Origin of the sequence: Mesorhizobium sp. M1399, assembly GCF_040317735.1 — a bacterium.
In the GTDB taxonomy this organism is placed as follows: domain Bacteria; phylum Pseudomonadota; class Alphaproteobacteria; order Rhizobiales; family Rhizobiaceae; genus Mesorhizobium.
This window is the reverse complement of record NZ_JAMYKZ010000003.1, coordinates 233,250-254,800: the sequence shown is the minus strand read 5'-3', so window position 1 is coordinate 254,800 and position 21,551 is coordinate 233,250. Positions and strand designations below refer to the sequence as shown.

Below are 21,551 nucleotides of genomic sequence, written 5' to 3'. Positions count from 1 at the left end.
CGAAAGTTCTGCGTCGAAGGAGACTAGTTGTGATTGGAGAGCAAGACGTCCTTGGCTTCGTTGATCCGCGCCGCCAGGAAAGACGTGCCACCGATATCGGGGTGCAGGCGCTGCATCAGGCGGCGGTGCGCCTTGCGGACATCCGCCGCGGCAGCCCCCGCTTCAAGACCAAGGATCTTGTAGGCCTCCTCCTTAGTCATGGCGCCCGAACCTGGCGCAACACCCAGCCCTTCGCCACCATTCGCATCAGCGTCTTTGCGCCAGATGGGAAATCTGCCGTCAAGATACGTCTCTAGCAGCTGGCGGCTCTCCGGATCGCCGGAGAGCTCGCGATAAAGTTGCTGCAATTCGGCAAGCCCCATCGAGCCAAGCATCTTGCCTTCATGGCGCCCAGCCAGCACGAGGCCTTCGAGGCCGCCGGTGTCGTGATCGAGTTCCATCTCAAGCGCCGCGGTACGCACCGTCGAACGCTTGCCCGGTGCCAGTTTTGCGGCCGGCTGATTCATGCGCATGGAGCCATACCAGGCGAGCGCGGCCGACAGGATCAAGCCGCCGAGGCCCTCGCGCCCGACCAGCAGCACGGCAACGCCGACCAGCCCGAGCAGCACGGGTCCAAGGGTCCTCATGCCGCCTGCAAGCTTCCCCGGATCGGCGCGCAGGAAGATGGTGAGCATGCCGAGAAGCACCAGAAGCAATGCTACAAAAGCGATAATCGCGCCCATCAGTTTCCGCCGCCCCGCAGATGCTCGATCATCAGCCGGTCCTCCGGCCTGCCCCGGTCCTCCAGTGCTTTCAGACCGCCGGTCGCAAACACGGCGACGGACGAAAGCAGGCCGGCCAAGGTCGCGGCAGCCCGCCGATCAAACCGGAACCAGGCCCCTTTGGACAGCCGTGCAATTTCCTTGAACGCCTTTTCTGCACCGGCATCATGGCCTTCCTGAAAAACGAAGACAGGAACGCCGTGCAGACCTAGGCTACCGGCCTTTTCGGCCAGATCATCTATGTTTTCTTCCATCGCATCGCCGATATAGACCAGCGCGTTGACCTTGGCCGCCGCCGTCTGTTTCAGCGCATGGGCGAGCACCTTGCCGATCTGGGTGTGGCCGCTACGGCAGTCGATGCGCGTCATCAGCTGCTTCAGAGCTTCGGTATCGGTGACGAATGCGGAGGAACGGCACTCGCCAAGCCCGCGGAAATAGACCAGTTGAACCTTGAGCACCCCAGCCTTGCCGACGGCGTCGAACATCTCGGCCTGCAGCGCACAGGCGAGATCCCAGGTCGGCTGGCGGCTCATCGTAGCGTCGAGGGACAGGATCAGCCTGCCTGAACCGGTGGCGGATGCAGCGAGCGTCCTTGCCTGACGGAGAAAGGCGTCGATCTCGCCGGTGCTCGATTGGGACTCGACCGGCGCAGGATTGGCCTTTGCAGGCACGGGCTGCTTCTTGTCGCTCATGACATTCAAGATGTGGCGTTGTTCCCCAGCTTGCAAGCCCAGATCAGGCGACCTGCAGGACCGGTGATGATGGCAACTGCGGACAAGCGTTCGGCCGGTGCCCTTGGCGTTACGGTTCTTGGCGTCAGAGTAGGCCGAGATCGGCAAGCTCACGCCTGAGCTTCGGCGGCATTTCGATCAGCCCGGCTTTGCCCTTGCCGAGATCGGCCGGCGCGTCCGCCGGCTTCAGGTAGCGCCACCCTTGGAATGCACGGCGCGGCTGCCAGTCGGTGCGCACGACCTCGGGATCGAGGATCAGATGGCAGCGGCCGATGCCATCGTCATCAGTGAAGGGCCGGATTTCGGTGATCAGCTGACGGCATTGGACATTGCCCTTGACCACCCAGTAGAGCGAGCCGCCGTCGGTGATCTCGGCGCCGCGCGTCGGCACCATGCGGGTGGTGTGGTAGTGTTCGGCCGGTTCGCCGGCGCGGCGCCGCTCGTCGAGGCGGAAGGCAATCCACTCTTCCAGATCCTCGACGCTGTCACAGCCGACGCAAAGCTTTATGAGATTGAGAGACATCGTTTAAGGTTTAGCCCAGCACGCGAACGCGTCAACGGCCTGATCGACTTCTCCACAGTGGTGGTCCAGGCCGCCAGACTGGCGCTCAGCACTCCACGACATTGACGGCCAATCCGCCAAGGCTGGTTTCCTTGTACTTTTCGTTCATGTCGAGGCCGGTCTGGCGCATCGTCTCGATCGCCGCATCGAGCGGCACGAAATGAACGCCATCGCCCTTGATGGCCAGCGAAGCGGCGGTCACCGCCTTGACAGCGCCAAGCGCGTTGCGCTCGATGCACGGCACCTGCACCAGGCCGCCGACCGGATCGCAGGTCATGCCGAGATGATGTTCCAGCGCGATTTCGGCAGCGTTCTCGACCTGCTCGGGCGTGCCGCCCATGACGGCGCACAATCCCGCCGCAGCCATCGCCGAAGCCGAACCGACCTCGCCCTGGCAGCCTACCTCGGCCCCCGAGATCGAAGCATTGGTCTTGATGATGCCGCCAACGGCCGCCGCCGTCAGCAGGAAATCGCGGATACTTGGCTGGTCGGCTTCGGGATGGAAATGCAGCCAATAGCGCAACACCGCGGGCAGAGTGCCGGCCGCCCCATTGGTTGGCGCGGTGACGACACGGCCGCCGGCGGCGTTCTCCTCGTTGACCGCCATTGCATAGATCGACAGCCAGTCATTGGCGAGCAGCGGGTTGGGCCGGTTCTGCTGCCATTGCTCCTGCAACTTGTCGTGCAGCATCCGGGCACGGCGGCGCACCTTCAGTCCGCCGGGCATGATGCCGTCTTGCGACAGGCCGCGCTCGATGCATCCCTTCATGGCGCTCCAAATGCCGTCGAGGCCGGCGTCGAGCTCCTCGCGCGACATCTGCGTCTCCTCGTTGACGCGCTTCATCTCGGCGATGGAAAGGCCACTTTTCGCTGCCATTGAGAGCATTTCGACGGCGTTCTTGAACGGATATGGAACCTTCTTGCCTTCGGTTGTCGCCGAGCCCCTCGCCTTCATCCGCTGCAATTCTTCCTCGGAAACGACAAAGCCGCCGCCGATCGAATAGTAGACGCGCCTCAGCAGCAACCGGTCTCCGGCATCATAGGCAGAAAACGCCATGCCATTGGCGTGACCCGGCAGCGGCGTCTTGCGATCCAGCACCAGATCCGTTGCCGGGTCGAAACGATAGGACGGATGGCCGGGCGGCGAAATCCGCTTCTCGGCGGCGATGCGAGCGGCGATGCCGTCGGCGTGGTCAGGATCCACCGTCTGCGGCGTCTGGCCGGCGAGGCCGAGCACCACGGCGCGATCGGAGCCATGGCCGATACCGGTATAGGCGAGCGAGCCATGCAGGCTGGCCGCGATTCGGTCGACCCTGGCGTCGGCCGGACGCGGCCAGTCGTCTCCCGCAATCTCGTCGAGAAACCGCCGCGCAGCCGTCATCGGCCCCATCGTGTGCGAACTCGATGGGCCGATGCCGATCTTGAACAGGTCGAAAACCGAAAGGAACACGTGGGCGTTTTCTCCTGGGACCCTGTTGAGATCTACATATAGGAATTCCCATGATGTTTTCCGCTGTTTTGAAGATCGCGGCGCTGCGCCTGCCGACCTTGTTTGCTCCGGCAGCGACATTCCGGCTTCGGCCATCGAAGCGTCCCCTCCGCCTGTGGTAAAAGCACCGCATGAGCGATTCCTTTCATTTATCGACGGCCGACCTTGCTGCGCTGGGGTTCTTCCTTGCCGCGTGGGTGCTGCATACGCTCGCCGCCGACGGAATGCTGGTCAGCCGCATGTCGCTGACGAGGGCGATGAACGCGCAGCGCGAGGCCTGGATGAGGACCATGGCCGAACGCGAGATCCGCATCGTCGACACCGCCATCATGAGCGGCCTGCAACAGGGGACCGCCTTCTTTGCCTCCAGTTCGCTAATTGCGATCGGCGGCTGTTTTGCCTTGCTCGGCACTTCCGATCAGGTTCTCACTGTGCTGAGCGACCTGCCGTTTGGCGCCACATCCTCACGCGCCGCCTTCCAGACGAAGGTGTTCGGGCTGGTGCTGATCCTGGCCTTTTCCTTCTTCAAGTTCGGCTGGGCTTACCGGCTGTTCAACTATTGCTCGATCCTGATCGGCGCGGTGCCGATTCCGCATGGCGAGGCGTCGCGCAATCCGGTCACCGAAACGGCGGTGTGGCGCGCGGCCCGCATGAACATGCTGGCCGGGAAGCATTTCAATTCCGGGCTGCGCGGCGTGTTCTTCTCGATCGGTTATCTTGGCTGGTTCGTCGATCCCGCCGTTTTCGTGCTATCGACGCTGCTGCTTCTGGCGGTGCTGGTGCGCCGCCAATTTTTCTCGGCGGCGCGGCAGGCGGTGCTCGGTCAGCCGCCCGGCCCGGGAAAAGGCTGATCAATGCGGCCCGACAGCCAATAGGCGACGAGCCCGATCCATTCGCGAATCGCGATGGTCGTGGTCTGCAGCGCTTCGTTGGTAGATTTGCGGAACAGGCTGATACCTTCCTTACCGGAGGTGCGGTAGTCGACCGGCCATGGAACCGTCGGGAAGCCGGCTCTGTCGAACAGCGCCTTGGCGCGCGGCATGTGGAAGGCTGAGGTCACCAGCAGCCAGATCTCGCCGGGTTTCGGCGTAATCAGCCGCTTGGTGAAGACGGCATTCTCGTAGGTGTTGCGTGACTTGTCTTCCAGGATCAGACGATCGGCCGCCACGCCGAGCGCAGTGAGTACGCGTGGCGCCGTGGTTGAGTCGCCTTCGTCCTCACCGATTATTGCAACGGGGCCGCCTGAAATGACGACTCTCGCTGTCGGAAAACGCCGCGCCAGCACGGCTGCCTCGACAATTCGATCGCCACTGGCGTTGAGTTCATAACCGCCGCGAACGAAATTGATGGCGCCGTCCATACCGCCGCCGAGCACAACGATTCCGTCAACCCTTTCCGGCAGGGGTGGCTTAGGGAAACGCTCCTCGAGCGGATTGAGCATCACTGCGCCGAGCGAGGTCCATGCTGACAGTGCCAGGACAAGGAAGGCCAGCACGCTGCCGGTGGCAAATAGCCTTTTGCGCCCGACCAATGCCGCAAGCAATCCAGCCAGCAGCAGGATGATCGCGAGATTAAGCGGCTGGACGAAGAGCCACAGGACCTTGGAGACATAGAAGAACATCCCTCACCCCCTCAGATGAGAAACGATCCTACCACCATTTTTCCGGCTGAAATGTGCCGGCCGCCTGTTCGATGACATGGGCGGTCTGGAACAGCGTTTCCTCGTCGAAAGGCCGGCCGATCAGCTGCAGGCCGAGTGGCAGCCCCTTGGCGTCGAGCCCGGCCGGAACCGCGATGCCGGGCAAGCCGGCCATGTTCACCGTCACCGTAAAGATGTCGTTGAGATACATCTTGACCGGGTCGGCGGCCATGTCTTCGTCTGCGATGCCGAAGGCGGCGGACGGCGTTGCCGGCGTCAGGATGACGTCGACACCTGCGACAAACACATTTTCGAAATCGCGCTTGATCAGGTTACGAACCTTCTGCGCCTGCAGATAGTAGGCATCGTAGTAGCCAGCGGAAAGCACATAGGTGCCGATCATGATGCGGCGCTTGACCTCACGCCCGAAGCCGGCGGCGCGGGTCTTTTCATACATGTCGACAATGTCCTTGCCGGGCACGCGCAATCCATAGCGGACGCCGTCGTAACGGGCGAGGTTGGACGAGGCTTCGGCGGGCGCAACAATGTAATAGGCCGGCAGCGCGTATTTCGTGTGCGGCAGCGAGATGTCGACAATCTCGGCGCCGGCATCCCTCAGCCAGGCAATGCCCTTCTGCCACAACGCCTCGATCTCCTCGGGCATGCCGTCGACACGGTATTCCTTGGGGATGCCGACCTTCATCCCCTTGATCGAGCGGCCGATCGCCGCCTCGTAATCCGGCACCGGCAGGTCGACGGAGGTCGTGTCCTTCGGGTCGACCGAAGCCATCGAGTTCAACAGGATCGCGGCATCGCGCACGTCGCGCGCGATCGGCCCGGCCTGGTCGAGCGACGAGGCGAAGGCGACGACGCCCCAACGCGAGCAGCGGCCATAGGTCGGCTTAATGCCGACCGTGCCGGTGAAGGCGGCGGGCTGGCGGATCGAGCCGCCGGTGTCGGTGGCGGTAGCGCCGGCGCACAGGAAGGCCGAGACGGCTGATGCCGAGCCACCGGACGAACCGCCCGGCACCAGCTGGGCATTGTCCAACGTGCGCGCGGTCCTGGTGCCGCCCGCCGAAACGAAGCCGCCCTCGCCCTGATGTGTCGTCGGCATTACCACCGTGTCGAGCCGCGAACGCCGCCACGGGTTGATGACAGGCCCGTAATACGAGGTCTCGTTGGACGAGCCCATGGCGAACTCGTCCATGTTGAGCTTGCCGAGCATGACGGCGCCATCCGCCCACAGATTGGCGGTGATAGTCGATTCGTAGCGCGGCTTGAACCCGTCAAGCACGTGGCTGCAGGCCTGGGTGTGGACGCCTTCGGTGCCGAACAGATCCTTGATGCCGAGCGGGATACCCTCGAGCGACCCGCCCTCGCCCTTGGCCAGTTTCGCGTCGGAGGCCTTGGCCATGTCGCGCGCTTTGTCGCCAGTGACCACCACATAGGCATTGAGCGCCGGATTGGCTCGCTCGATAGCCGAAAGATAAGCCTCGGTGACTTCGGTGGCGGTGATCTCCCTGGAGCGCAATTTGGCGCGGGCCTGCGAAATCGTCAGCTGGGTCAGGTCGCTCATCAGGCAAGACTCTTTTCGTAAAACACCGACCACTCGGAATTGGGATAATTCAGCACCGGCCCACAGCGCGAAAAACCGGCGCGTTCGTAGACGGTCCAGGCGGCGGGATGACGGTCGCCCGTCTCCAGCACCAGACGCTTCAGCCCTTCTTGGCGCGCCAAGCCCTCAATCCGCTCGACGATCATCGCACCGATTTTGCGGCCGCGATGCGAAGGCCGCGTATACATACGCTTGACCTCGCCGACGACAGCATCGTGGCGCTTCAGCGCGCCGCAACCGATGGCAAGGCCGTTATCGCGGGCGATGAAGACGGTCGTGTCGCGGTCCGCCATCTGCTCGACCGTCAAATGGTAGCAATGCTCCGGCGGCGTCAACTCCAGCAATGTGGCGTTGAGCTCCTCGACCAGCCCACGCACATCGTCCTGCAGCGGCGTCTCCGCGGCGATCTCGATTACCATCGGCCAGCTACTCCACGACCTTTGGCACGAGAAAGAAGTTCTCTTCGGTTGCCGGCGCGTTGGCGACGATGTCGGCTGCCTTGCTGCCGTCGGTGACGACGTCCTGGCGCTTCTTCATTGCCATCGGCGTGACCGAGGTCATCGGCTCGACGCCGGAAACATCGACCTCGTTCAACTGCTCGACAAAGCCCAAAATGGCGTTCAATTCGCCGGTCATGCGCTCTGCATCCTCCTCGCTCACCGCAATGCGGGCAAGGTGCGCGACGCGCTTCACGGTTTTAATATCAACGGACATGTTGTGCCTCGGGGAAAACCAGCGCTATAGCGGCGCAGCGCGTGCCGCGCAACATGCATCGTGCCGACAACTGCCCTACGGCATCGCCACGCCGTCGCAGAGGAAATAGCTGCCACCGTTGCCGCTCTGCTCGCTTTCGTCCGCGGCAGGCCGAACCGAAACCAGGTCGATCTGCTTCGGGTTCATCTGAGTCAGTGAGAGAACATCCGGAAAGACGTAGCCCGGCTCCTGGCAGATGGCGGTCACCGCCCAGCTTGGCGACCGTGTCGCCTTGGTGATCTGCAGGAACTCGCAGTTATATTCGATGCTTTCCAATCCGTTTGCCGACAGTACGATATTGCCGCCCTCGATCACCGTCTGCAGCGTATCCTTTTTGGCCTGCGCGCAGAGATCCTCCGATTGCAGATAGATGCCCTCGATGAAATCCTCGGCGGCCAGCGCCGGCGATGCGGCAACCAGCATAGAAATGCAAAGAGAGTTTCTCAGACCCATGTCGTCATTCCGGTTCGCTATTCCTACAGCGTAATCGTCTCGCCGATCTTCGGCAACGCCACTTTCACACCCGATCCGTCCAGCCCGGCCACAAACTTGTCGGCGGTCTGATCTATCATCGGAAATGTGCCGAAGTGAGCGGGAACGACCGTCTCGAACTTGAAGAAACGCTGGCAGGCAAGAGCTGCCACCGCGCCACCCATGGTGAAGCGGTCGCCGATCGGCACGATGCCGATCTTCGGCTCATGCAACTCGTTGATCAGCGCCATATCGGAAAAGATGTCTGTGTCGCCCATATGGTAGAGCGTCTTATCCTCGGGGAAGTGCAGGACGAGCCCGCCCGGATTGCCGAGATAGGTGTTCTGGCCGCTCTCGCCTAGAAAGGACGATGAATGCAGAGCCTGAACGAAAGTGGTGGTGAAGCCGCCGCAATCGACGGTACCGCCGATATTGCCGGGATTGATTTGCTTGTCACTGACGCCTTTGCCGACCAGGTACATGCAAATCTCGAAATTGGCGACAAGCATCGCGCCGCTTTTCTTGAGCACTTCGACGGCGCCGCTGATGTGGTCGCTGTGGCCATGGGTAAGCAACACGTGCGTGACCCCTTCGGCCGGCTCTTCCCAGCCGCCTGTCCATGACGGATTGCCGACCAGATACGGGTCGATGAGGATTTTCGCGCCTTCGATTTCGACGCGGAATGCCGAGTGTCCGTACCAGGTAAGTTTCATCAATACCTTCCTCGATTTTTGCTTCGGTAGAGGCTAGAACGCCGACGGCGAAATTAAAGTGCCGCGGCATATGTTGCGCGTATAGGAAGTGCGGCGTCGCGGTCAAAGGAAAAGCCGTTGGGCATCATCACGATCGAGGAGTTGCCGGGCCGGCTCGGCGGCGGCAAGACCCTGGCTGGGCTTGACCTCGGCGACAAGACGATCGGCGTGGCGGTTTCGGACCGCGGCTTGTCCTTCGCGCACCCGCGCCCTGTCATCATGCGCAAGAAATTCTCGCTCGATGCCGCGGTGCTGCTCGCTCTGCTGCAGAAGGAAAATGCCGGCGCAGTGGTGATCGGCCTCCCCATCAACATGGACGGCTCGGAAGGCCCACGCGCCCAAAAATCCCGCGCTTTCGTCCGCAACATGGCTGGATTGACCGATCTGCCGTTCGTCTTTTGGGACGAAAGGCTGTCGACGGTGGCGGCCGAGCGGACACTGATCGAGATGGATTTTTCCCGCAAGAAACGCGCCGGCAAGATCGATTCAGCGGCGGCGGCCTTCATCCTGCAGGGTGTTCTCGACCGGCTTCAGGCGCTCGGAGTCGATGCCTGGTCGAAATAGCGATTGCGCGTTGCCTTGATCCAGCTGCCGATCGCCTTGCGGCGGCGAAATGCCCAGAACGCCATCAGCAGTAGGCCGTCGAAGACGCAAGCCTTCGCCACCATGCCCGGGATGAGCGCCGGATCGACGCCGAGCATCTGCCCATAAAGCTGGAAAACGAGATCGTGCAATTGGCGGCTCAGCATGACATAGCCGAAATTGATGTCGTTGAGCGACAGAAAGAACCAGCCCCAGAACAGGAGGAGCGGAGCCGCCCACAGCGCGAACAAGGTGCGCATCAGCGATCGTCCCTCGAATCCGGCCGGCCCGAAATGCGCGCAAGCGAGGAATTGTACGCCGCTGCCTTGGCCATGATATGCGCGGCCGCGCGGATTTCGCCGGTCACTGGAACTGCCGCGGCAGCGGCTGAGCGCCGCTCGGCGAGCATCGCGACATATGACGCCAGAAGTGCCGCCAATTGCACGGCGACAACCATGAACAGCCCATTGATGCCTTGCGCAGCGCCGCCGATGACGATCAACGACAGCACGCCCGAGGCCGAGATGAAGGCGATCCGCACAACACTGTCGGCTGGGTCCGGGTTGGTGGCGTCGCTGGTCAATGCTTCAACAAAGGCCCAGCAGAACAGCACCGCGACGACAAGCAATGCCACGGCGAGCGGCGCCACGACGACGGCGTTTTCAAGATCGGCAAAGCGAGTGTTCTGGACGGGAACGCCGAGCACGCCAAGGGCCGCCGCGACGCCACGATTCCCATCGATGCAAATGAACGCCAGCAGGGCGAAAACGGCCGCCCAATGCAATGCCAGAAAAGAGCTCAAAATATGCCGCATGACGCTCCTGCTTCGCAGGACAAAGACCGCTCAGCCGAACAGTCCTTGCCTTAACCATAACACTGGGCTTTGCCACCGGCCGCCGCAATGGAAACCATTTGTTAAGGTTAACGATCATCCACAGGGCGCGCGAAAAAAAGCGGCTACGACCCGGGCGACGGCACTAGTTGATCGGCGGGTAGAGCGTGTCGATGATCATCCGCGCATCGTGGCGCGAATCGAGCATTCCATAGGTGTTGCGCCACTGGCCGGCGAGGCGCGTCTCGACGAAGGCGTCGGCGATCCGCCCTGCCCCCAGCCTGCGAAGCTCTGCCGCCGCCGCCGACAATGCTAATTGCTCGGTCAACAGCCGCGCTGAGCCCTCGTCGGTTGCAGCGACCTGCATTGCTGCCTTGAGCACGCCGACGGTGCCGCGTCCGCCAGCGCCGAGATCGCGGTCGATGCCGGCCAGCACGTCATCGAACAGGCCTGGCGCGCGGCCGAGCACTCGCAACACGTCGAGCGCCATGACGTTGCCTGAACCCTCCCAGATCGCGTTGACCGGAGCTTCGCGATAGTAGCGGGCGAGCGGCCCCTCCTCGACATAGCCATTGCCGCCGAGGCATTCCATCGCCTCATAGAGCAGCGGCGGCGCAATCTTGCAGACCCAGTATTTGACGACCGGCGTCATGGCGCGGGCGAAGGCCGCCTCGCCGCGGTCGCCGGCCGCCTCGTCGAAGGAGCGCGCCAGCCGGAACGACAGCGCGGTAGCGGCGGCAACGTCGAGCGCCATGTCGGCCAGAACACGCTGCATCAGCGGCTGCTCGATCAGATTGGTTCCGAACACCTGGCGGTGGCGCGTATGGTGGACGGCCTCGGCCAGTCCGGCCCGCATGATCGCCGAGGAGGCGACGGCACAGTCGAGCCGCGTCAGGGTCACCATGTCCATGATCGTCTTCACGCCGGCGCCGGGCTCGCCAACCATCTCGCCGATGGCATTGACGAATTCCACCTCGGAGGACGCATTGGAGCGGTTGCCGAGCTTGTCCTTCAGCCGCTGAAAGCGGAAGCCGTTGCCGGATCCGTCGCCAAGCAAGCGGGGAACGAGAAAGCACGACAGTCCCTCCGGCGCCTGTCCGAGCACCAGGAAGGCATCCGACATCGGCGCCGACATGAACCATTTGTGGCCGGTCAGGCGATAAAAACCGCTGCCGGCGCGCTCGGCCTTGGTGACGTTGGCACGAACATCGGTACCGCCTTGCTTCTCGGTCATGCCCATGCCGAGCGTCAGCCCGGCTTTTTCGACCGGCGGCTTTTGGCCCTGATCGTATTTGCGCGTCGTCACCCGAGGCGCCCATTCGCGAAACAGCTTCGGGCTGGCCATCAGCGCTGCCAGCGAAGCGCTGGTCATGGTGATCGGGCAAAGATGCCCGGTTTCGAGCTCAGCCGTGAGGTAAAAGCGCGCGGCGCGCACCTGGTGGCGGCGGCCGATCTCGGCGTCGCCATTCTCCCAGACCGACGAATGCAGCCCGTTGGCGACCGAGCGGCGCATCAGCGCGTGATAGGCGGGGTGGAACTCGACCTGGTCGATGCGCCGGCCCTGGCGATCATGGGTCCTGAGCTTCGGCGTCTCGACATTGGCAAGACGGGCCAGCTCCTGCGCCTCATGCGTCAAAACGAAACGGCCAAGCCCGTCGAGGTCCTTGCGCACCGGATCGGAAAAGCGCTCGGCAAGCTGGATCAGCAACGGATCGCCCCGCCAGGCGTTGCCGCCGGCCAGCGGCGGCGGCTGGTTGGTCACGTCGTCGGTCACGCTTCGTCCTTATCACCTGAAGTCTGCGAATCCAAAGTCATCGCGGTTTATAGCCTATGGCCGGCGGCGCGCGACGAAAATACCGGGGAGAACCGATCCAATCCCAAGCCGGTGCTTGCAGCCGCGGAGCCTCCCCCCTATAGCAGCGACTTGAGATGACTGACGCATCGTCCCTTCCACTTTATCCCCACCGCCATCTTCTAGGCATCCGCGATCTTTCCCCCGCCGACATCGAGCTTCTGCTCGACCGGGCGGACCGGGCCGTTGCCATCTCGCGGCAATCGGACAAGAAGACATCGACGCTGCGCGGCCGCACCCAGATCAATCTCTTCTACGAAGCCTCGACCCGTACGCAATCGTCGTTCGAGCTGGCCGGCAAACGGCTCGGCGCCGACGTCATGAACATGTCGGTGGCAAGCTCGTCGGTGAAGAAGGGCGAGACGCTGATCGATACCGCGATAACGCTGAACGCCATGCGCCCCGACATATTGATCATCCGCCACCAATCGGCGGGCGCGGCGGCACTTCTTGCTCAAAAGGTCGGCTGCTCGGTGGTCAATGCCGGCGACGGCGCTCATGAACATCCAACGCAGGCGCTGCTCGACGCGCTGACCATCCGCCGCGCCAAGGGTCCGTTGTCGAAGCTGATCGTGGCGATCTGCGGTGACATCCTGCATTCGCGCGTGGCCCGCTCCAATATCATTCTGCTCAACGCACTCGGTGCCCAAGTACGGGTCGTCGCCCCTTCGACGCTTTTGCCCGCCGGCATCGAGAAGATGGGCGTCATCGTCACCCGCTCGATGGGCGAGGGTCTGAAGGACGCCGACGTGGTGATGATGTTGCGCCTGCAGCGCGAACGCATGGAAGGCGCTTTCGTACCCTCGGTGCGTGAATATTTCCGCTATTTCGGGCTCGACGCCGAGAAGCTGAAAGCGGCCAAGGAGGGTGCGCTGGTCATGCATCCCGGCCCGATGAACCGCGGCGTCGAGATCGCCTCCGAGATCGCCGACGGCCCGCAAAGCGTTATCCAGGAACAGGTTGAGATGGGCGTCGCCGTGCGCATGGCGGTGATGGAAGCGCTGCTCGACCCCCGTCGAAACCACGAGGGCCGCGGCGCATGAGCATAACGGTCTTCAGCCGCGCCCGCATCGTCGACCCATCGCGCGGCATCGACGAGATAGGCACCGTCATCGTCGAAGGACGCAAAATCGTTGCCGCCGGCAAGGCGGCCTTGAACCAGGGCGCGCCCGAAGACGCCACGATCATCGAGTGCGCTGGTAAGGCGATCATCCCCGGCCTGATCGATGCACGTGTCTTCATCGGCGAACCGGGCGGCGAACACCGCGAAACCATCGCATCGGCGAGCATTGCTGCGGCGGCGGGCGGCGTCACCTCAATCGTCATGATGCCCGATACCGACCCGGTGATCGACAATGTCGCACTGGTCGAGTTTGTGCTGCGCACCGCCAAGGACACGGCAATCGTCAACATCTTTCCGGCGGCAGCGATCACCAAGGGGCTGGAAGGCCGCGAGATGACCGAATTCGGCCTATTGCGCGAGGCTGGAGCGGTCGCCTTCACCGACGGCCGGCATTCTATCGCCAGCGCGCTGGTGATGCGTCGCGCGCTGACCTACGCGCGCGATTTCGACGGCGTCATCGCGCATGAAACCCAGGACGCCGATCTCGCCTCGGCCGGCGTGATGAACGAAGGCCTTTACGCAAGCTGGCTTGGCCTTGCCGGCATTCCTCGCGAGGCCGAATCAATCCCCCTGGAGCGCGATCTCGCGCTGGCTCGCCTGACCGGCGGCTCCTATCACGCTGCCAAGATCTCGACGGCTATGGCGGCAGACGCGGTAGCGCGCGCAAAAGCCGACGGGGCCAACGTCACAGCAGGCGTGTCGATCCACAATCTGTCGCTCAACGAGAATGATGTCGGCGAGTACCGCACCTTCTTCCGGCTGACGCCGCCGCTGCGCGCCGAGGAAGACCGGCTGGCGATGATCGAGGCGGTCAAGGACGGCACCATCGACCTCATCGTCTCCTCGCACGACCCGCAGGACGTCGACACCAAGCGCCTGCCCTTCGCCGATGCTGCGGCCGGCGCCATCGGGCTGGAAACGCTGCTGGGCGCGGCGCTGCGGCTCTATCACAATGGCGACGTGACGCTGCTCCGGCTGGTCGAGACCTTATCCACCGCGCCGGCAAGATTGTTCAGCCTGCCCGGCGGCACGCTGAAACCGGGGGCTTTGGCCGACCTTGCACTCGTCGATCTGGACGAGCCATGGATCGTCAGCGAGAGCGGCATCCGCTCGCGCTCGAAAAACACCTGTTTCGAAGGCGCGCGGCTGCAAGGCAAAGTCTTGCAAACGATGGTGGCGGGCCGCACAGTGTTTTCGGCCTAGGACGGAACAGGCGTCACGCCTTCAAATCCGTTCAGCCAAGGAAACTTCGGGGGAACAATGGCTTACAGTCCCGTCTTGGCATTGGTGTTCGGCTATCTTCTCGGCTCGATCCCCTTCGGGCTGCTGATCACCCGTGCCGCCGGCCTCGGCGACGTGCGCAACATCGGCTCCGGCAACATCGGCGCCACCAATGTGCTGCGCACCGGCAACAAGGGTCTGGCGGCGGCCACCCTGCTGCTCGACGCCCTTAAAGGCACCGCGGCTGTGCTGATCGCCGGCCGCTTTGCACCTGAGTTCGGACTCTGGGCCGGTTTCGGTGCGTTTCTAGGCCACCTCTTTCCGGTCTGGCTCGGCTTCAAGGGCGGCAAGGGTGTCGCCACCTACCTCGGCGTGCTGATCGGCCTTGCCTGGCAGGTGGCGGTGATCTTCGCCGTTGTCTGGCTCGCGGTGGCTTTCCTGTTCCGCTACTCCTCGCTGGCGGCATTGACGGCAGCGGTCGTCGTGCCAGTGGCCTTGTACTTCCTGAGCACGCCGCAGATTGCCGGGCTTTTCGCGGCGATGAGCCTGATCGTCATCATAAAGCACCGCGCCAACATTGCGCGGCTGCTTGCCGGCACCGAGGGTAAGATCGGGGCAAAGGAGTGAGCGAGCCCGCCGCCGGGCCGCGCCTCAGCGACCGGCAGCGGCTGAGCTGGCTTCGCCTGATCCGCACGCCGAATGTCGGCCCGGCTTCCTTTCGCGACCTGATCAACCGGTTCGGTTCGGCCGAAGCAGCGCTTGCGATGCTGCCGGAGCTGATGATTTCGGGTGGCGCCAAAAAAATCGTCCGCATTCCGTCCATTGCCGAGGCCGAGGCCGAGCTGGAGGCAGCCAGGCGGGCGGGCGCCCGCTTCGTCGGCATCGGCGAGGCGGATTATCCGCCGCTGATGAAGAGCATGGACCATCCGCCGCCGTTGCTCGCGGTCAGGGGCAGTAGTGCGGTTTTCCGCTTGCCCGCGGTCGCCATCGTCGGCGCTCGCAACGCCTCGCTGGCCGGCATCAAGATGGCGCGGATGCTGGCGGCGGATCTCGGCCGCGACGGCTATGGCATCGTCTCCGGCTTGGCGCGCGGCATCGATACGGCCGCGCACCAGGGCAGCCTTTCGACCGGCACGATCGGTGTGCTCGCCGGCGGCATCGATTTGCCCTACCCGCCCGAAAATGCCGGGCTGTGCGACGAGATTGCCGAGCGCGGTGGCGCCATCGTCTCGGAAATGCCGTTTGGCTGGCAGCCGCGCGCGCAGGATTTTCCGCGCCGCAACCGGCTTGTTGCTGGCGCCGCATTGGGATTGGTGGTGGTCGAGGCCGCACAGCGCTCCGGCTCGCTGATCAGCGCCCGGCTTGCCGGTGAGATGGGCCGACTGGTCTTCGCCGTTCCCGGTTCGCCGCTCGATCCGCGCGCCGCCGGCACCAATGGCCTGCTCAAGGACGGCGCCACCCTTGTCACCGAGGCCGCCGATGTCACCAGTGCGATCGCGCCGCTGGTCGGCGCCTGGGCGCCAAGGACATCGCCGCTTGAAGAGCCGCCCGACTTTTCGGCAACGCCGCCGCCGCGCGAGGATGACCGCGACCGCGTCGTCGAGGCACTCGGCCCGACGCCGGTAGCAGTCGACGAGATCATCCGCCACACCGGCCTGCATCCCGCCCAAGTGTTCATGGTGCTGCTGGAGCTCGACCTCGCCGGCCGGCTCGAACGCCATGCCGGCGGTAGTGTCTCGCTGATTTGACCGGGAGCTTGCGCATGTCCCGGCGCGCATTCAGACGTGATTTCATGACCGATCTAAGCAACAAACCAAAGCGGACGCTGTTCACTCGTAAGACGGCCTTCGTTTGGGCGGCATTGAGCGTCGTGCTGGCGCTGCAATGGTCGATGGATCTCGGCACGCTGGGTTTTCCCGACAGCTATACAACGCCCTTCGCAAGAGGGACGAGCACGCTTCTGGGCATTCTGACGGCAGCCTGCATGGCCCAGGGTCTCTACTTTTTCCTGGCCGGCGTGTTCGGCAGAAAGGTAAGCGCCGTCGGTCTTTGCCCGCAAATCCTTGCCGCAGCGGTTCTCACGGTGGTGCCGGCGCTTATCGTGAAGGATTGTCCGCATTCGCAGCTGTGCAGCAGAGCCTATGAGGCGCTCACCGGCACGATGATGGACGATGGGGCGGTGGTTAAGGCCACCGCATGCGTTCGGCACGAGGTTGTCACCCATTTCTTAGGTACAAACTGTTACCCATGTCTCCGGGCCGTACATCTGGATTTTGGTGAGCGCGATGGGATTCGAACCCATGACCTACTGATTAAAAGTCAGTTGCTCTACCGGCTGAGCTACGCGCTCCCGCGGGCTCAGAAAGGCCGCCCTCGAAATTGCGCGGAACATAGGGAGAGTGCCTCTGCCGGTCAACCGGAAAAAGACGGCTCGCACACCGGGCTTTCCAGCCGTGTCATCATGCCTTGCGGAGCGCTTCGGCGTTGACGGAACTGCCTCCCTCTCGCACAAGGCCGAAGCTCGCCCTCTATGGCGACAAAGGCAAGCAGCAAATCGGGAGAACCTTTGCGGATCAGCAACTTGGGATTTTTGGCGGAACAATTTGCGCAGCCTGCCCGTTTCCCGCGATAAGGGACATGCGTTTCAAGGAGAAGATCATGAATAGGATCATGTCGGGCCTGCTGGCGACCACTCTTTCGATCTCATTCGCTGCCGCGGAGATCGTGCCAGTCAACGCTCAGCCCAGCTATGCGCCCCCGGCCCAGGGGATCACCTCGAATGTCCAGACCGTCCAGTACGAGCCGTGGCGGAGGCACCGGAGTTTCAACCGCGATTTCTCGCGTCGCGATTTCTCCCGGCGCAGTTTTGCGCGTGACGATGGCATGTATTGGCGTGGCCATCGCGGCTATCGCGAATATCGTCGCGGCTATCGCCGTCACGGTGACTACTGGTTCCCGCTGGCCGCCTTCGCCACCGGAGCGCTGATTACGGGCGCTATCGTCAACAGCCAGAATCGTGTCTATCGTGGCGATGCCCACGTGCAGTGGTGCTACGACCGTTATCGGAGCTATCGCGCTTCTGACAACACTTACCAGCCCAACTACGGTCCGCGCCGGCAGTGCCGGTCGCCTTACTGAGTCCTAAAGCGCGTCGCGTTCGATCGGCCTCATGCGACGCGCTATCGCAAAACCGCTGTTTGCGCGACATGCATTAGATTAGAGGCTGCAGGCCCGCGCCCGAAACGGCGCGGGTGTTTCATTAGTGCGTATCCGGTGGCATCCCTGCCTATTGAGTACTGAGCGTCCTGCGTACAGCGTGGCGCCAACCTGCCAGCTTGGCGGCACGTGTCGAAGCATCCATGTCCGGCTTGAACCGGCGCTCGAGCGCCCAACTCCTGGCGAATTCCGCGGCCTTCGGCCAGACACCCGCCTTCGAGCCGGCCAGCCAAGCCGCACCAAGCGCCGTCGTCTCGAGAATTGTCGGCCGGTCGACCGGCGCATCGAGAATGTCGGCCAGCCGCTGCATGGTCCAGTCCGACGCCACCATGCCGCCATCGACCCTGAGCACGGTCTTGGCCGAGGCGCCCTTCCAGTCCTTTCGCATGGCGTCAAGCAGGTCGCGGGTCTGGAAGGCAACGGATTCCAGTGCCGCGCGGGCAAATTCCGCCGGCCCCGAATTGCGGGTCAGCCCGAAGATGGCGCCGCGCGCCTCGGCATCCCAGTGCGGTGCGCCGAGCCCGACGAAAGCCGGCACCAGATAGACGTTCTGCGTTGGATCGGCTTCCGCCGCCAATTTGCCGCTCTGCTCGGCCTTGCCGATCACCTTGATGCCGTCGCGCAGCCATTGTACGGCGGCGCCGGCGATAAAGATCGAGCCCTCCAGTGCATAGGTGGTCTTGCCGTTCAGCCTATAGGCGATGGTGGTCAAAAGCCGGTTCTTCGAACGCACCAGATCGCTGCCGGTGTTGAGCAGCGCGAAGCAACCGGTGCCGTAGGTGGATTTCATCATGCCCGGATCGAAACAGGCCTGGCCGATCGCCGCCGCATGCTGGTCGCCGGCCACACCGAGGATTCTGATCTCTGCACCAAACAGGCTTTTGTCTGTGATTCCAAAATCATCGGCACAATCTTTCACCTGCGGCAGCATTCTTGCAGGTATGCCAAGAATGGCCAGCAGCTCGTCGTCCCAGGCATTTTGTTCGATGTTGTAGACCAGTGTGCGCGAGGCATTGGTGGCGTCAGTGGCGTGGACCTTGCCGCCAGTCAGGCGCCAAATCAGAAAACTGTCGATGGTGCCGGCCAGCAGTTCGCCCTTCTCGGCGCGTTTTCTGGCGCCCTTCACCTTGTCCAGCATCCAGGCGATCTTGGTGCCGGAGAAATAGGGATCGAGTAGCAGGCCGGTCTTTTTTGTGAATTTCTTCTCCAGCCCCAGCTTCTTCAGTTTCTGGCATAGCGGCGCGGTGCGGCGGTCCTGCCAGACAATCGCGTTGTGGATCGGCTTGCCGGTCTCTTTGTCCCAGATGACGACGGTTTCGCGCTGGTTGGTAATGCCGATCGCGGCGACTTCGGCTGCGTTGCGGCCAGCTGTCTTCAGCGCGGCCTTCACCGTTTCCACGACGCTTGCCCATATCTCCTCGGGATCGTGCTCGACCCAGCCGGAGGCCGGATAATATTGAGTGAATTCCTTTTGCCCGCTGCCGACGACCTTCATCTTGTCGGCGAACAGGATCGCCCGGCTCGATGTCGTCCCCTGGTCGATTGCAAGGATGTATCCGGTCATTCTCTCTCCCGTCGAAGCGAATTCAAAGGTGCTACGGTGTCTCGACGCCAGACGGCGCGGAGCCGTTCACGCAAACAGGGGAGACGGCAACATGCCGCCTCCCCTGAGCATGGCGATGCGGGCGCGGACGCCCGCATCAAACGGTCCTATTGCTGCCAGCTCTTCACCAGCTCGTCGTAGTTGATGGTGACCGGCTTTTCCTTCTCGTTCTCGATCTTGAGCTGAGGAGCGAGATTGCCCTTCTTGACCGCGTCGGCGTTCCAGTAGGCGAGGTCATGCTCTTCGGCCATCTTCGGGCCAATATCGCCCTGGACGCCCGACTTCTCGATGCGGCTCATCACCTTTTCCTGCTCGGCGCAGAGCGAGTCCATCGCTTCCTGCGGGCTCTTGGCGCCCGACGAAGCATCGCCGATCGCCTGCCACCAGAGCTGTGCCAGCTTCGGATAGTCCGGCACGTTGGTGCCGGTCGGCGACCACTGGACGCGCGCCGGCGAGCGGTAGAACTCGATCAAGCCGCCGAGCTTTGGCGCACGTTCGGTGAAGCTCTTGTCGTGGATCGTGCTCTCGCGGATGAAGGTCAGGCCGACATGGCTCTTCTTCACGTCGACCGTCTTCGAGGTGACGAACTGCGCGTAGAGCCAGGCGGCCTTGGCGCGGTCGGTCGGCGTCGACTTCATCAGCGTCCAGGAACCGACGTCCTGATAGCCGAGCTTCATGCCGTCCTTCCAGTAGACGCCATGCGGCGACGGCGCCATGCGCCACTTCGGCGTGCCGTCGTCGTTCAGCACGGCCTTGGCGCTGGCGTCGACCATGCTGGCGGTGAAGGCGGTGTACCAGAAGATCTGCTGGGCAACCGCGCCCTGCGCCGGAACTGGCCCCGATTCGGAGAAGGTCATGCCTTGGGCTTCCGCCGGTGCATAGGCCTTCAGCCAATCGAGATACTTCTGGATGGAGTAGACGGAAGCCGGACCATTGGTGTCGCCGCCGCGCGCCGTGCAGGAACCGACCGGACGCGAATTCTCGTCGACCTTGATGCCCCATTCGTCGACGGGCAGACCGTTCGGAATGCCCTTGTCGCCATTGCCGGCCATCGACAGCCAGGCGTCGGTGAACCGCCAGCCGAGCGACGGGTCCTTCTTGCCATAGTCCATATGGCCGTAGACCTTCTTGCCGTCGATCTCACGCCCGGTGAAGAACGCTGCAATGTCCTCATAGGCCGACCAATTCACCGGCACGCCGAGGTCGTAGCCGTATTTGGCCTTGAAGTCCGCCTTGTTCTTCTCGTCGTTGAACCAGTCGTAACGGAACCAGTAGAGGTTCGCGAACTGCTGGTCAGGAAGCTGGTAGAGTTTCTTGTCGGGCGCGGTGGTGAACGAGGTGCCGATGAAATCCTTCAGGTCGAGATTCGGATTGGTGACATCCTTGCCGTCGCCTGCCATCCAGTCGGTCAGGTTGCGCACCTGCTGGTAGCGCCAGTGCGTGCCGATCAGATCGGAATCGTTGACCCAGCCGTCATAGAGGTTCTGGCCGGTCTGCATCTGGGTCTGGATCTTCTCGACAACGTCGCCTTCCTGGGTGACGTCGTGCGTAACCTTGATGCCGGTGATGGCTGTAAAGGCCGGCGCCAGCACCTGCGATTCATACTGATGCGTGGCGATGGTTTCGGAAACCACCTTGATATCCATGCCGGCGAAAGGTTTCGCGGCATCGATAAACCATTGCATTTCGGCTTCCTGGCCGGCGCGGTCGAGCGTCGACAGGTCGCCGATTTCCTTGTCCAGGAAGGCCTTGGCCTCGTCCATTCCGGCATAGGCGTTGCTTGCCCCGAGCAACAGGACAAGCGCAGTTGTTGATGTCAAGAATTGCCGTCGCATGTATTTCCTCCACTGTTAAGTTCAAAGTGCGATCTGGATCGGCGGCCGGCACGCCGCCGTTCCAACAGTTTCCCCCTCTATACGTAGCGGAACACGCCGACGGCGTAGACCACGGAGAGAGCGAGAGCCCACCACAGATTGGGTCCGACTAGACCCAGCCAAGCGAGATGGATAAAGGCACTGCCAAGCAGCGACAGGAACAAGCGGTCGCCGCGCGTCGTTTCGAAGCGCAGCACGCCGACGCGCGGATTGCCGCCCGGCGAGACGTATTCCCACACCGCCATGCCGCAAAGCAGCAGAAAGATGGTTCCAAAGAAGGCCGCGGTCGGCCACGTCCACGCCATCCACGAAAAATCGAGGTTGGACGAGAGGTTAAATCCCCACAGGCGGATATTGGCCGGATCGCTGAAGCCTACCGTTATTGCCACGAAATCGATTTGAAGGGCCACCCAGGCCACGACGACCAGGGCGAGAAACAGCACGGCCCACCACCATGGGCTTCTGTCGACCTGCT

The 21,551-nt window shown here is 62.9% G+C and carries 23 protein-coding genes and 1 tRNA gene; 7 read left to right on the top strand and 17 right to left on the bottom strand.

Annotated elements, in window-relative coordinates:
* Positions 1-23: 23 nt before the first annotated feature.
* The 4 genes from NKH05_RS06095 to NKH05_RS06080 all read right to left on the bottom strand — a co-directional run bounded on the left by NKH05_RS06095 (position 24) and on the right by NKH05_RS06080 (position 3,504).
* The gene (locus NKH05_RS06095) at positions 24-722 is read right to left on the bottom strand and encodes a DnaJ domain-containing protein (RefSeq protein WP_023717747.1); all 699 of its coding nucleotides are present in this window, start codon (positions 720-722) and stop codon (positions 24-26) included.
* Complete coding sequence (locus NKH05_RS06090; RefSeq protein WP_352482282.1) at positions 722-1,453, bottom strand: vWA domain-containing protein; 732 nt, start codon at positions 1,451-1,453, stop codon at positions 722-724. The genes NKH05_RS06095 and NKH05_RS06090 overlap by 1 nt, the downstream gene beginning before the upstream one ends.
* A 124-nt stretch (positions 1,454-1,577) precedes the next feature.
* On the bottom strand, positions 1,578-2,015 hold the full coding sequence (locus NKH05_RS06085) for a DUF1489 family protein (RefSeq protein WP_023717749.1): 438 nt from the start codon (positions 2,013-2,015) through the stop codon (positions 1,578-1,580).
* Between the two features lie 85 nt (positions 2,016-2,100).
* On the bottom strand, positions 2,101-3,504 hold the full coding sequence (locus NKH05_RS06080) for an L-serine ammonia-lyase (protein WP_352482280.1): 1,404 nt from the start codon (positions 3,502-3,504) through the stop codon (positions 2,101-2,103).
* Positions 3,505-3,674: 170 nt separating this feature from the next.
* On the opposite strand from NKH05_RS06080, the gene NKH05_RS06075 reads away from it, so the two are divergent.
* Complete coding sequence (locus NKH05_RS06075) at positions 3,675-4,394, top strand: DUF599 domain-containing protein (RefSeq protein WP_023717752.1); 720 nt, start codon at positions 3,675-3,677, stop codon at positions 4,392-4,394.
* On the opposite strand, the gene NKH05_RS06070 is transcribed toward NKH05_RS06075, so the two are convergent.
* From NKH05_RS06070 to NKH05_RS06045, 6 genes are all read right to left on the bottom strand, one after another.
* Positions 4,367-5,164, bottom strand: a complete 798-nt coding sequence (locus NKH05_RS06070) for a YdcF family protein (RefSeq protein WP_023717753.1) — start codon at positions 5,162-5,164, stop codon at positions 4,367-4,369. The two genes, NKH05_RS06075 and NKH05_RS06070, sit on opposite strands and share 28 nt — an antisense overlap.
* Before the next feature lie 28 nt (positions 5,165-5,192).
* Positions 5,193-6,758 carry an amidase gene (locus NKH05_RS06065; RefSeq protein ID WP_352587122.1) on the bottom strand — a complete coding sequence of 522 codons (1,566 nt, stop codon included), beginning with the start codon at positions 6,756-6,758 and terminating at the stop codon, positions 5,193-5,195.
* A complete protein-coding gene (locus NKH05_RS06060; RefSeq protein ID WP_352482278.1) occupies positions 6,758-7,216 on the bottom strand; it encodes a GNAT family N-acetyltransferase in 459 nt (152 codons plus the stop codon). Before NKH05_RS06060 ends, NKH05_RS06065 begins: the two co-directional genes overlap by 1 nt.
* Positions 7,217-7,223: 7 nt before the next feature.
* Complete coding sequence (gatC, locus tag NKH05_RS06055) at positions 7,224-7,511, bottom strand: Asp-tRNA(Asn)/Glu-tRNA(Gln) amidotransferase subunit GatC (protein ID WP_023717756.1); 288 nt, start codon at positions 7,509-7,511, stop codon at positions 7,224-7,226.
* A 75-nt stretch (positions 7,512-7,586) separates the two neighbouring features.
* Positions 7,587-8,003: a hypothetical protein gene (locus NKH05_RS06050; protein ID WP_023717757.1), complete on the bottom strand. Its 417-nt coding sequence runs from the start codon at positions 8,001-8,003 to the stop codon at positions 7,587-7,589.
* A 23-nt stretch (positions 8,004-8,026) separates the two neighbouring features.
* The gene (locus tag NKH05_RS06045; RefSeq protein ID WP_023717758.1) at positions 8,027-8,734 is read right to left on the bottom strand and encodes a metal-dependent hydrolase; all 708 of its coding nucleotides are present in this window, start codon (positions 8,732-8,734) and stop codon (positions 8,027-8,029) included.
* A 117-nt stretch (positions 8,735-8,851) separates the two neighbouring features.
* On the opposite strand from NKH05_RS06045, the gene ruvX reads away from it, so the two are divergent.
* The gene (gene ruvX / locus NKH05_RS06040) at positions 8,852-9,337 is read left to right on the top strand and encodes a Holliday junction resolvase RuvX (protein ID WP_023717759.1); all 486 of its coding nucleotides are present in this window, start codon (positions 8,852-8,854) and stop codon (positions 9,335-9,337) included.
* On the opposite strand, the gene NKH05_RS06035 is transcribed toward ruvX, so the two are convergent.
* From NKH05_RS06035 to NKH05_RS06025, 3 genes are all read right to left on the bottom strand, one after another.
* A complete protein-coding gene (locus NKH05_RS06035; RefSeq protein WP_023717760.1) occupies positions 9,304-9,615 on the bottom strand; it encodes a DUF6105 family protein in 312 nt (103 codons plus the stop codon). The genes ruvX and NKH05_RS06035 overlap by 34 nt on opposite strands.
* Positions 9,615-10,169, bottom strand: coding sequence for a hypothetical protein (locus NKH05_RS06030; RefSeq protein ID WP_023717761.1), 555 nt, complete (start codon positions 10,167-10,169; stop codon positions 9,615-9,617). Before NKH05_RS06030 ends, NKH05_RS06035 begins: the two co-directional genes overlap by 1 nt.
* A 163-nt stretch (positions 10,170-10,332) precedes the next feature.
* On the bottom strand, positions 10,333-11,961 hold the full coding sequence (locus NKH05_RS06025) for a DNA alkylation response protein (protein ID WP_023717762.1): 1,629 nt from the start codon (positions 11,959-11,961) through the stop codon (positions 10,333-10,335).
* Between the two features lie 155 nt (positions 11,962-12,116).
* Between NKH05_RS06025 and NKH05_RS06020 the strand changes: the two genes are divergently transcribed.
* The 4 genes from NKH05_RS06020 to dprA are packed head-to-tail and all read left to right on the top strand — an operon-like array spanning position 12,117 to position 16,131.
* Positions 12,117-13,082, top strand: coding sequence for an aspartate carbamoyltransferase catalytic subunit (locus tag NKH05_RS06020; protein ID WP_352855356.1), 966 nt, complete (start codon positions 12,117-12,119; stop codon positions 13,080-13,082).
* Positions 13,079-14,365, top strand: coding sequence for a dihydroorotase (locus tag NKH05_RS06015; protein WP_023717764.1), 1,287 nt, complete (start codon positions 13,079-13,081; stop codon positions 14,363-14,365). The genes NKH05_RS06020 and NKH05_RS06015 overlap by 4 nt, the downstream gene beginning before the upstream one ends.
* A 57-nt stretch (positions 14,366-14,422) precedes the next feature.
* Positions 14,423-15,010 (top strand): glycerol-3-phosphate 1-O-acyltransferase PlsY, encoded by a 588-nt coding sequence (gene plsY / locus NKH05_RS06010; protein WP_352855358.1) that lies wholly within the window; start codon positions 14,423-14,425, stop codon positions 15,008-15,010.
* Positions 15,007-16,131 carry a DNA-processing protein DprA gene (dprA, locus tag NKH05_RS06005; protein ID WP_352855360.1) on the top strand — a complete coding sequence of 375 codons (1,125 nt, stop codon included), beginning with the start codon at positions 15,007-15,009 and terminating at the stop codon, positions 16,129-16,131. Before plsY ends, dprA begins: the two co-directional genes overlap by 4 nt.
* A gap of 526 nt (positions 16,132-16,657) precedes the next feature.
* Here dprA and NKH05_RS06000 read toward each other — a convergent pair.
* Positions 16,658-16,733 (bottom strand) — tRNA-Lys (locus tag NKH05_RS06000).
* A 308-nt stretch (positions 16,734-17,041) separates the two neighbouring features.
* On the opposite strand from NKH05_RS06000, the gene NKH05_RS05995 reads away from it, so the two are divergent.
* Positions 17,042-17,521 carry a BA14K family protein gene (locus tag NKH05_RS05995; RefSeq protein WP_023717768.1) on the top strand — a complete coding sequence of 160 codons (480 nt, stop codon included), beginning with the start codon at positions 17,042-17,044 and terminating at the stop codon, positions 17,519-17,521.
* Positions 17,522-17,669: 148 nt separating this feature from the next.
* On the opposite strand, the gene glpK is transcribed toward NKH05_RS05995, so the two are convergent.
* From glpK to NKH05_RS05980, 3 genes are all read right to left on the bottom strand, one after another.
* Positions 17,670-19,163, bottom strand: coding sequence for a glycerol kinase GlpK (gene glpK, locus NKH05_RS05990; RefSeq protein ID WP_023717769.1), 1,494 nt, complete (start codon positions 19,161-19,163; stop codon positions 17,670-17,672).
* 146 nt (positions 19,164-19,309) lie between these two features.
* Positions 19,310-21,037: an ABC transporter substrate-binding protein gene (locus NKH05_RS05985; RefSeq protein WP_023717770.1), complete on the bottom strand. Its 1,728-nt coding sequence runs from the start codon at positions 21,035-21,037 to the stop codon at positions 19,310-19,312.
* A gap of 77 nt (positions 21,038-21,114) precedes the next feature.
* A complete protein-coding gene (locus NKH05_RS05980) occupies positions 21,115-21,381 on the bottom strand; it encodes a DUF2160 domain-containing protein (protein WP_031193610.1) in 267 nt (88 codons plus the stop codon).
* Positions 21,382-21,551 lie beyond the last annotated feature (170 nt).

Coding starts and splice junctions, on each gene's coding strand:
- NKH05_RS06095 (WP_023717747.1), bottom strand. CDS start 722: ATGGGCGCGATTATCGCTTTTGTAGCATTGCTTCTGGTGCTTCTCGGC.
- NKH05_RS06090 (WP_352482282.1), bottom strand. CDS start 1,453: ATGAGCGACAAGAAGCAGCCCGTGCCTGCAAAGGCCAATCCTGCGCCG.
- NKH05_RS06085 (WP_023717749.1), bottom strand. CDS start 2,015: ATGTCTCTCAATCTCATAAAGCTTTGCGTCGGCTGTGACAGCGTCGAG.
- NKH05_RS06075 (WP_023717752.1), top strand. CDS start 3,675: ATGAGCGATTCCTTTCATTTATCGACGGCCGACCTTGCTGCGCTGGGG.
- NKH05_RS06070 (WP_023717753.1), bottom strand. CDS start 5,164: ATGTTCTTCTATGTCTCCAAGGTCCTGTGGCTCTTCGTCCAGCCGCTT.
- NKH05_RS06065 (WP_352587122.1), bottom strand. CDS start 6,758: ATGAGCGACCTGACCCAGCTGACGATTTCGCAGGCCCGCGCCAAATTG.
- NKH05_RS06060 (WP_352482278.1), bottom strand. CDS start 7,216: ATGGTAATCGAGATCGCCGCGGAGACGCCGCTGCAGGACGATGTGCGT.
- gatC (WP_023717756.1), bottom strand. CDS start 7,511: ATGTCCGTTGATATTAAAACCGTGAAGCGCGTCGCGCACCTTGCCCGC.
- NKH05_RS06050 (WP_023717757.1), bottom strand. CDS start 8,003: ATGGGTCTGAGAAACTCTCTTTGCATTTCTATGCTGGTTGCCGCATCG.
- NKH05_RS06045 (WP_023717758.1), bottom strand. CDS start 8,734: ATGAAACTTACCTGGTACGGACACTCGGCATTCCGCGTCGAAATCGAA.
- NKH05_RS06035 (WP_023717760.1), bottom strand. CDS start 9,615: ATGCGCACCTTGTTCGCGCTGTGGGCGGCTCCGCTCCTCCTGTTCTGG.
- NKH05_RS06030 (WP_023717761.1), bottom strand. CDS start 10,169: ATGCGGCATATTTTGAGCTCTTTTCTGGCATTGCATTGGGCGGCCGTT.
- NKH05_RS06020 (WP_352855356.1), top strand. CDS start 12,117: ATGACTGACGCATCGTCCCTTCCACTTTATCCCCACCGCCATCTTCTA.
- NKH05_RS06015 (WP_023717764.1), top strand. CDS start 13,079: ATGAGCATAACGGTCTTCAGCCGCGCCCGCATCGTCGACCCATCGCGC.
- plsY (WP_352855358.1), top strand. CDS start 14,423: ATGGCTTACAGTCCCGTCTTGGCATTGGTGTTCGGCTATCTTCTCGGC.
- NKH05_RS05995 (WP_023717768.1), top strand. CDS start 17,042: ATGAATAGGATCATGTCGGGCCTGCTGGCGACCACTCTTTCGATCTCA.
- glpK (WP_023717769.1), bottom strand. CDS start 19,163: ATGACCGGATACATCCTTGCAATCGACCAGGGGACGACATCGAGCCGG.
- NKH05_RS05985 (WP_023717770.1), bottom strand. CDS start 21,037: ATGCGACGGCAATTCTTGACATCAACAACTGCGCTTGTCCTGTTGCTC.
- NKH05_RS05980 (WP_031193610.1), bottom strand. CDS start 21,381: ATGGCGTGGACGTGGCCGACCGCGGCCTTCTTTGGAACCATCTTTCTG.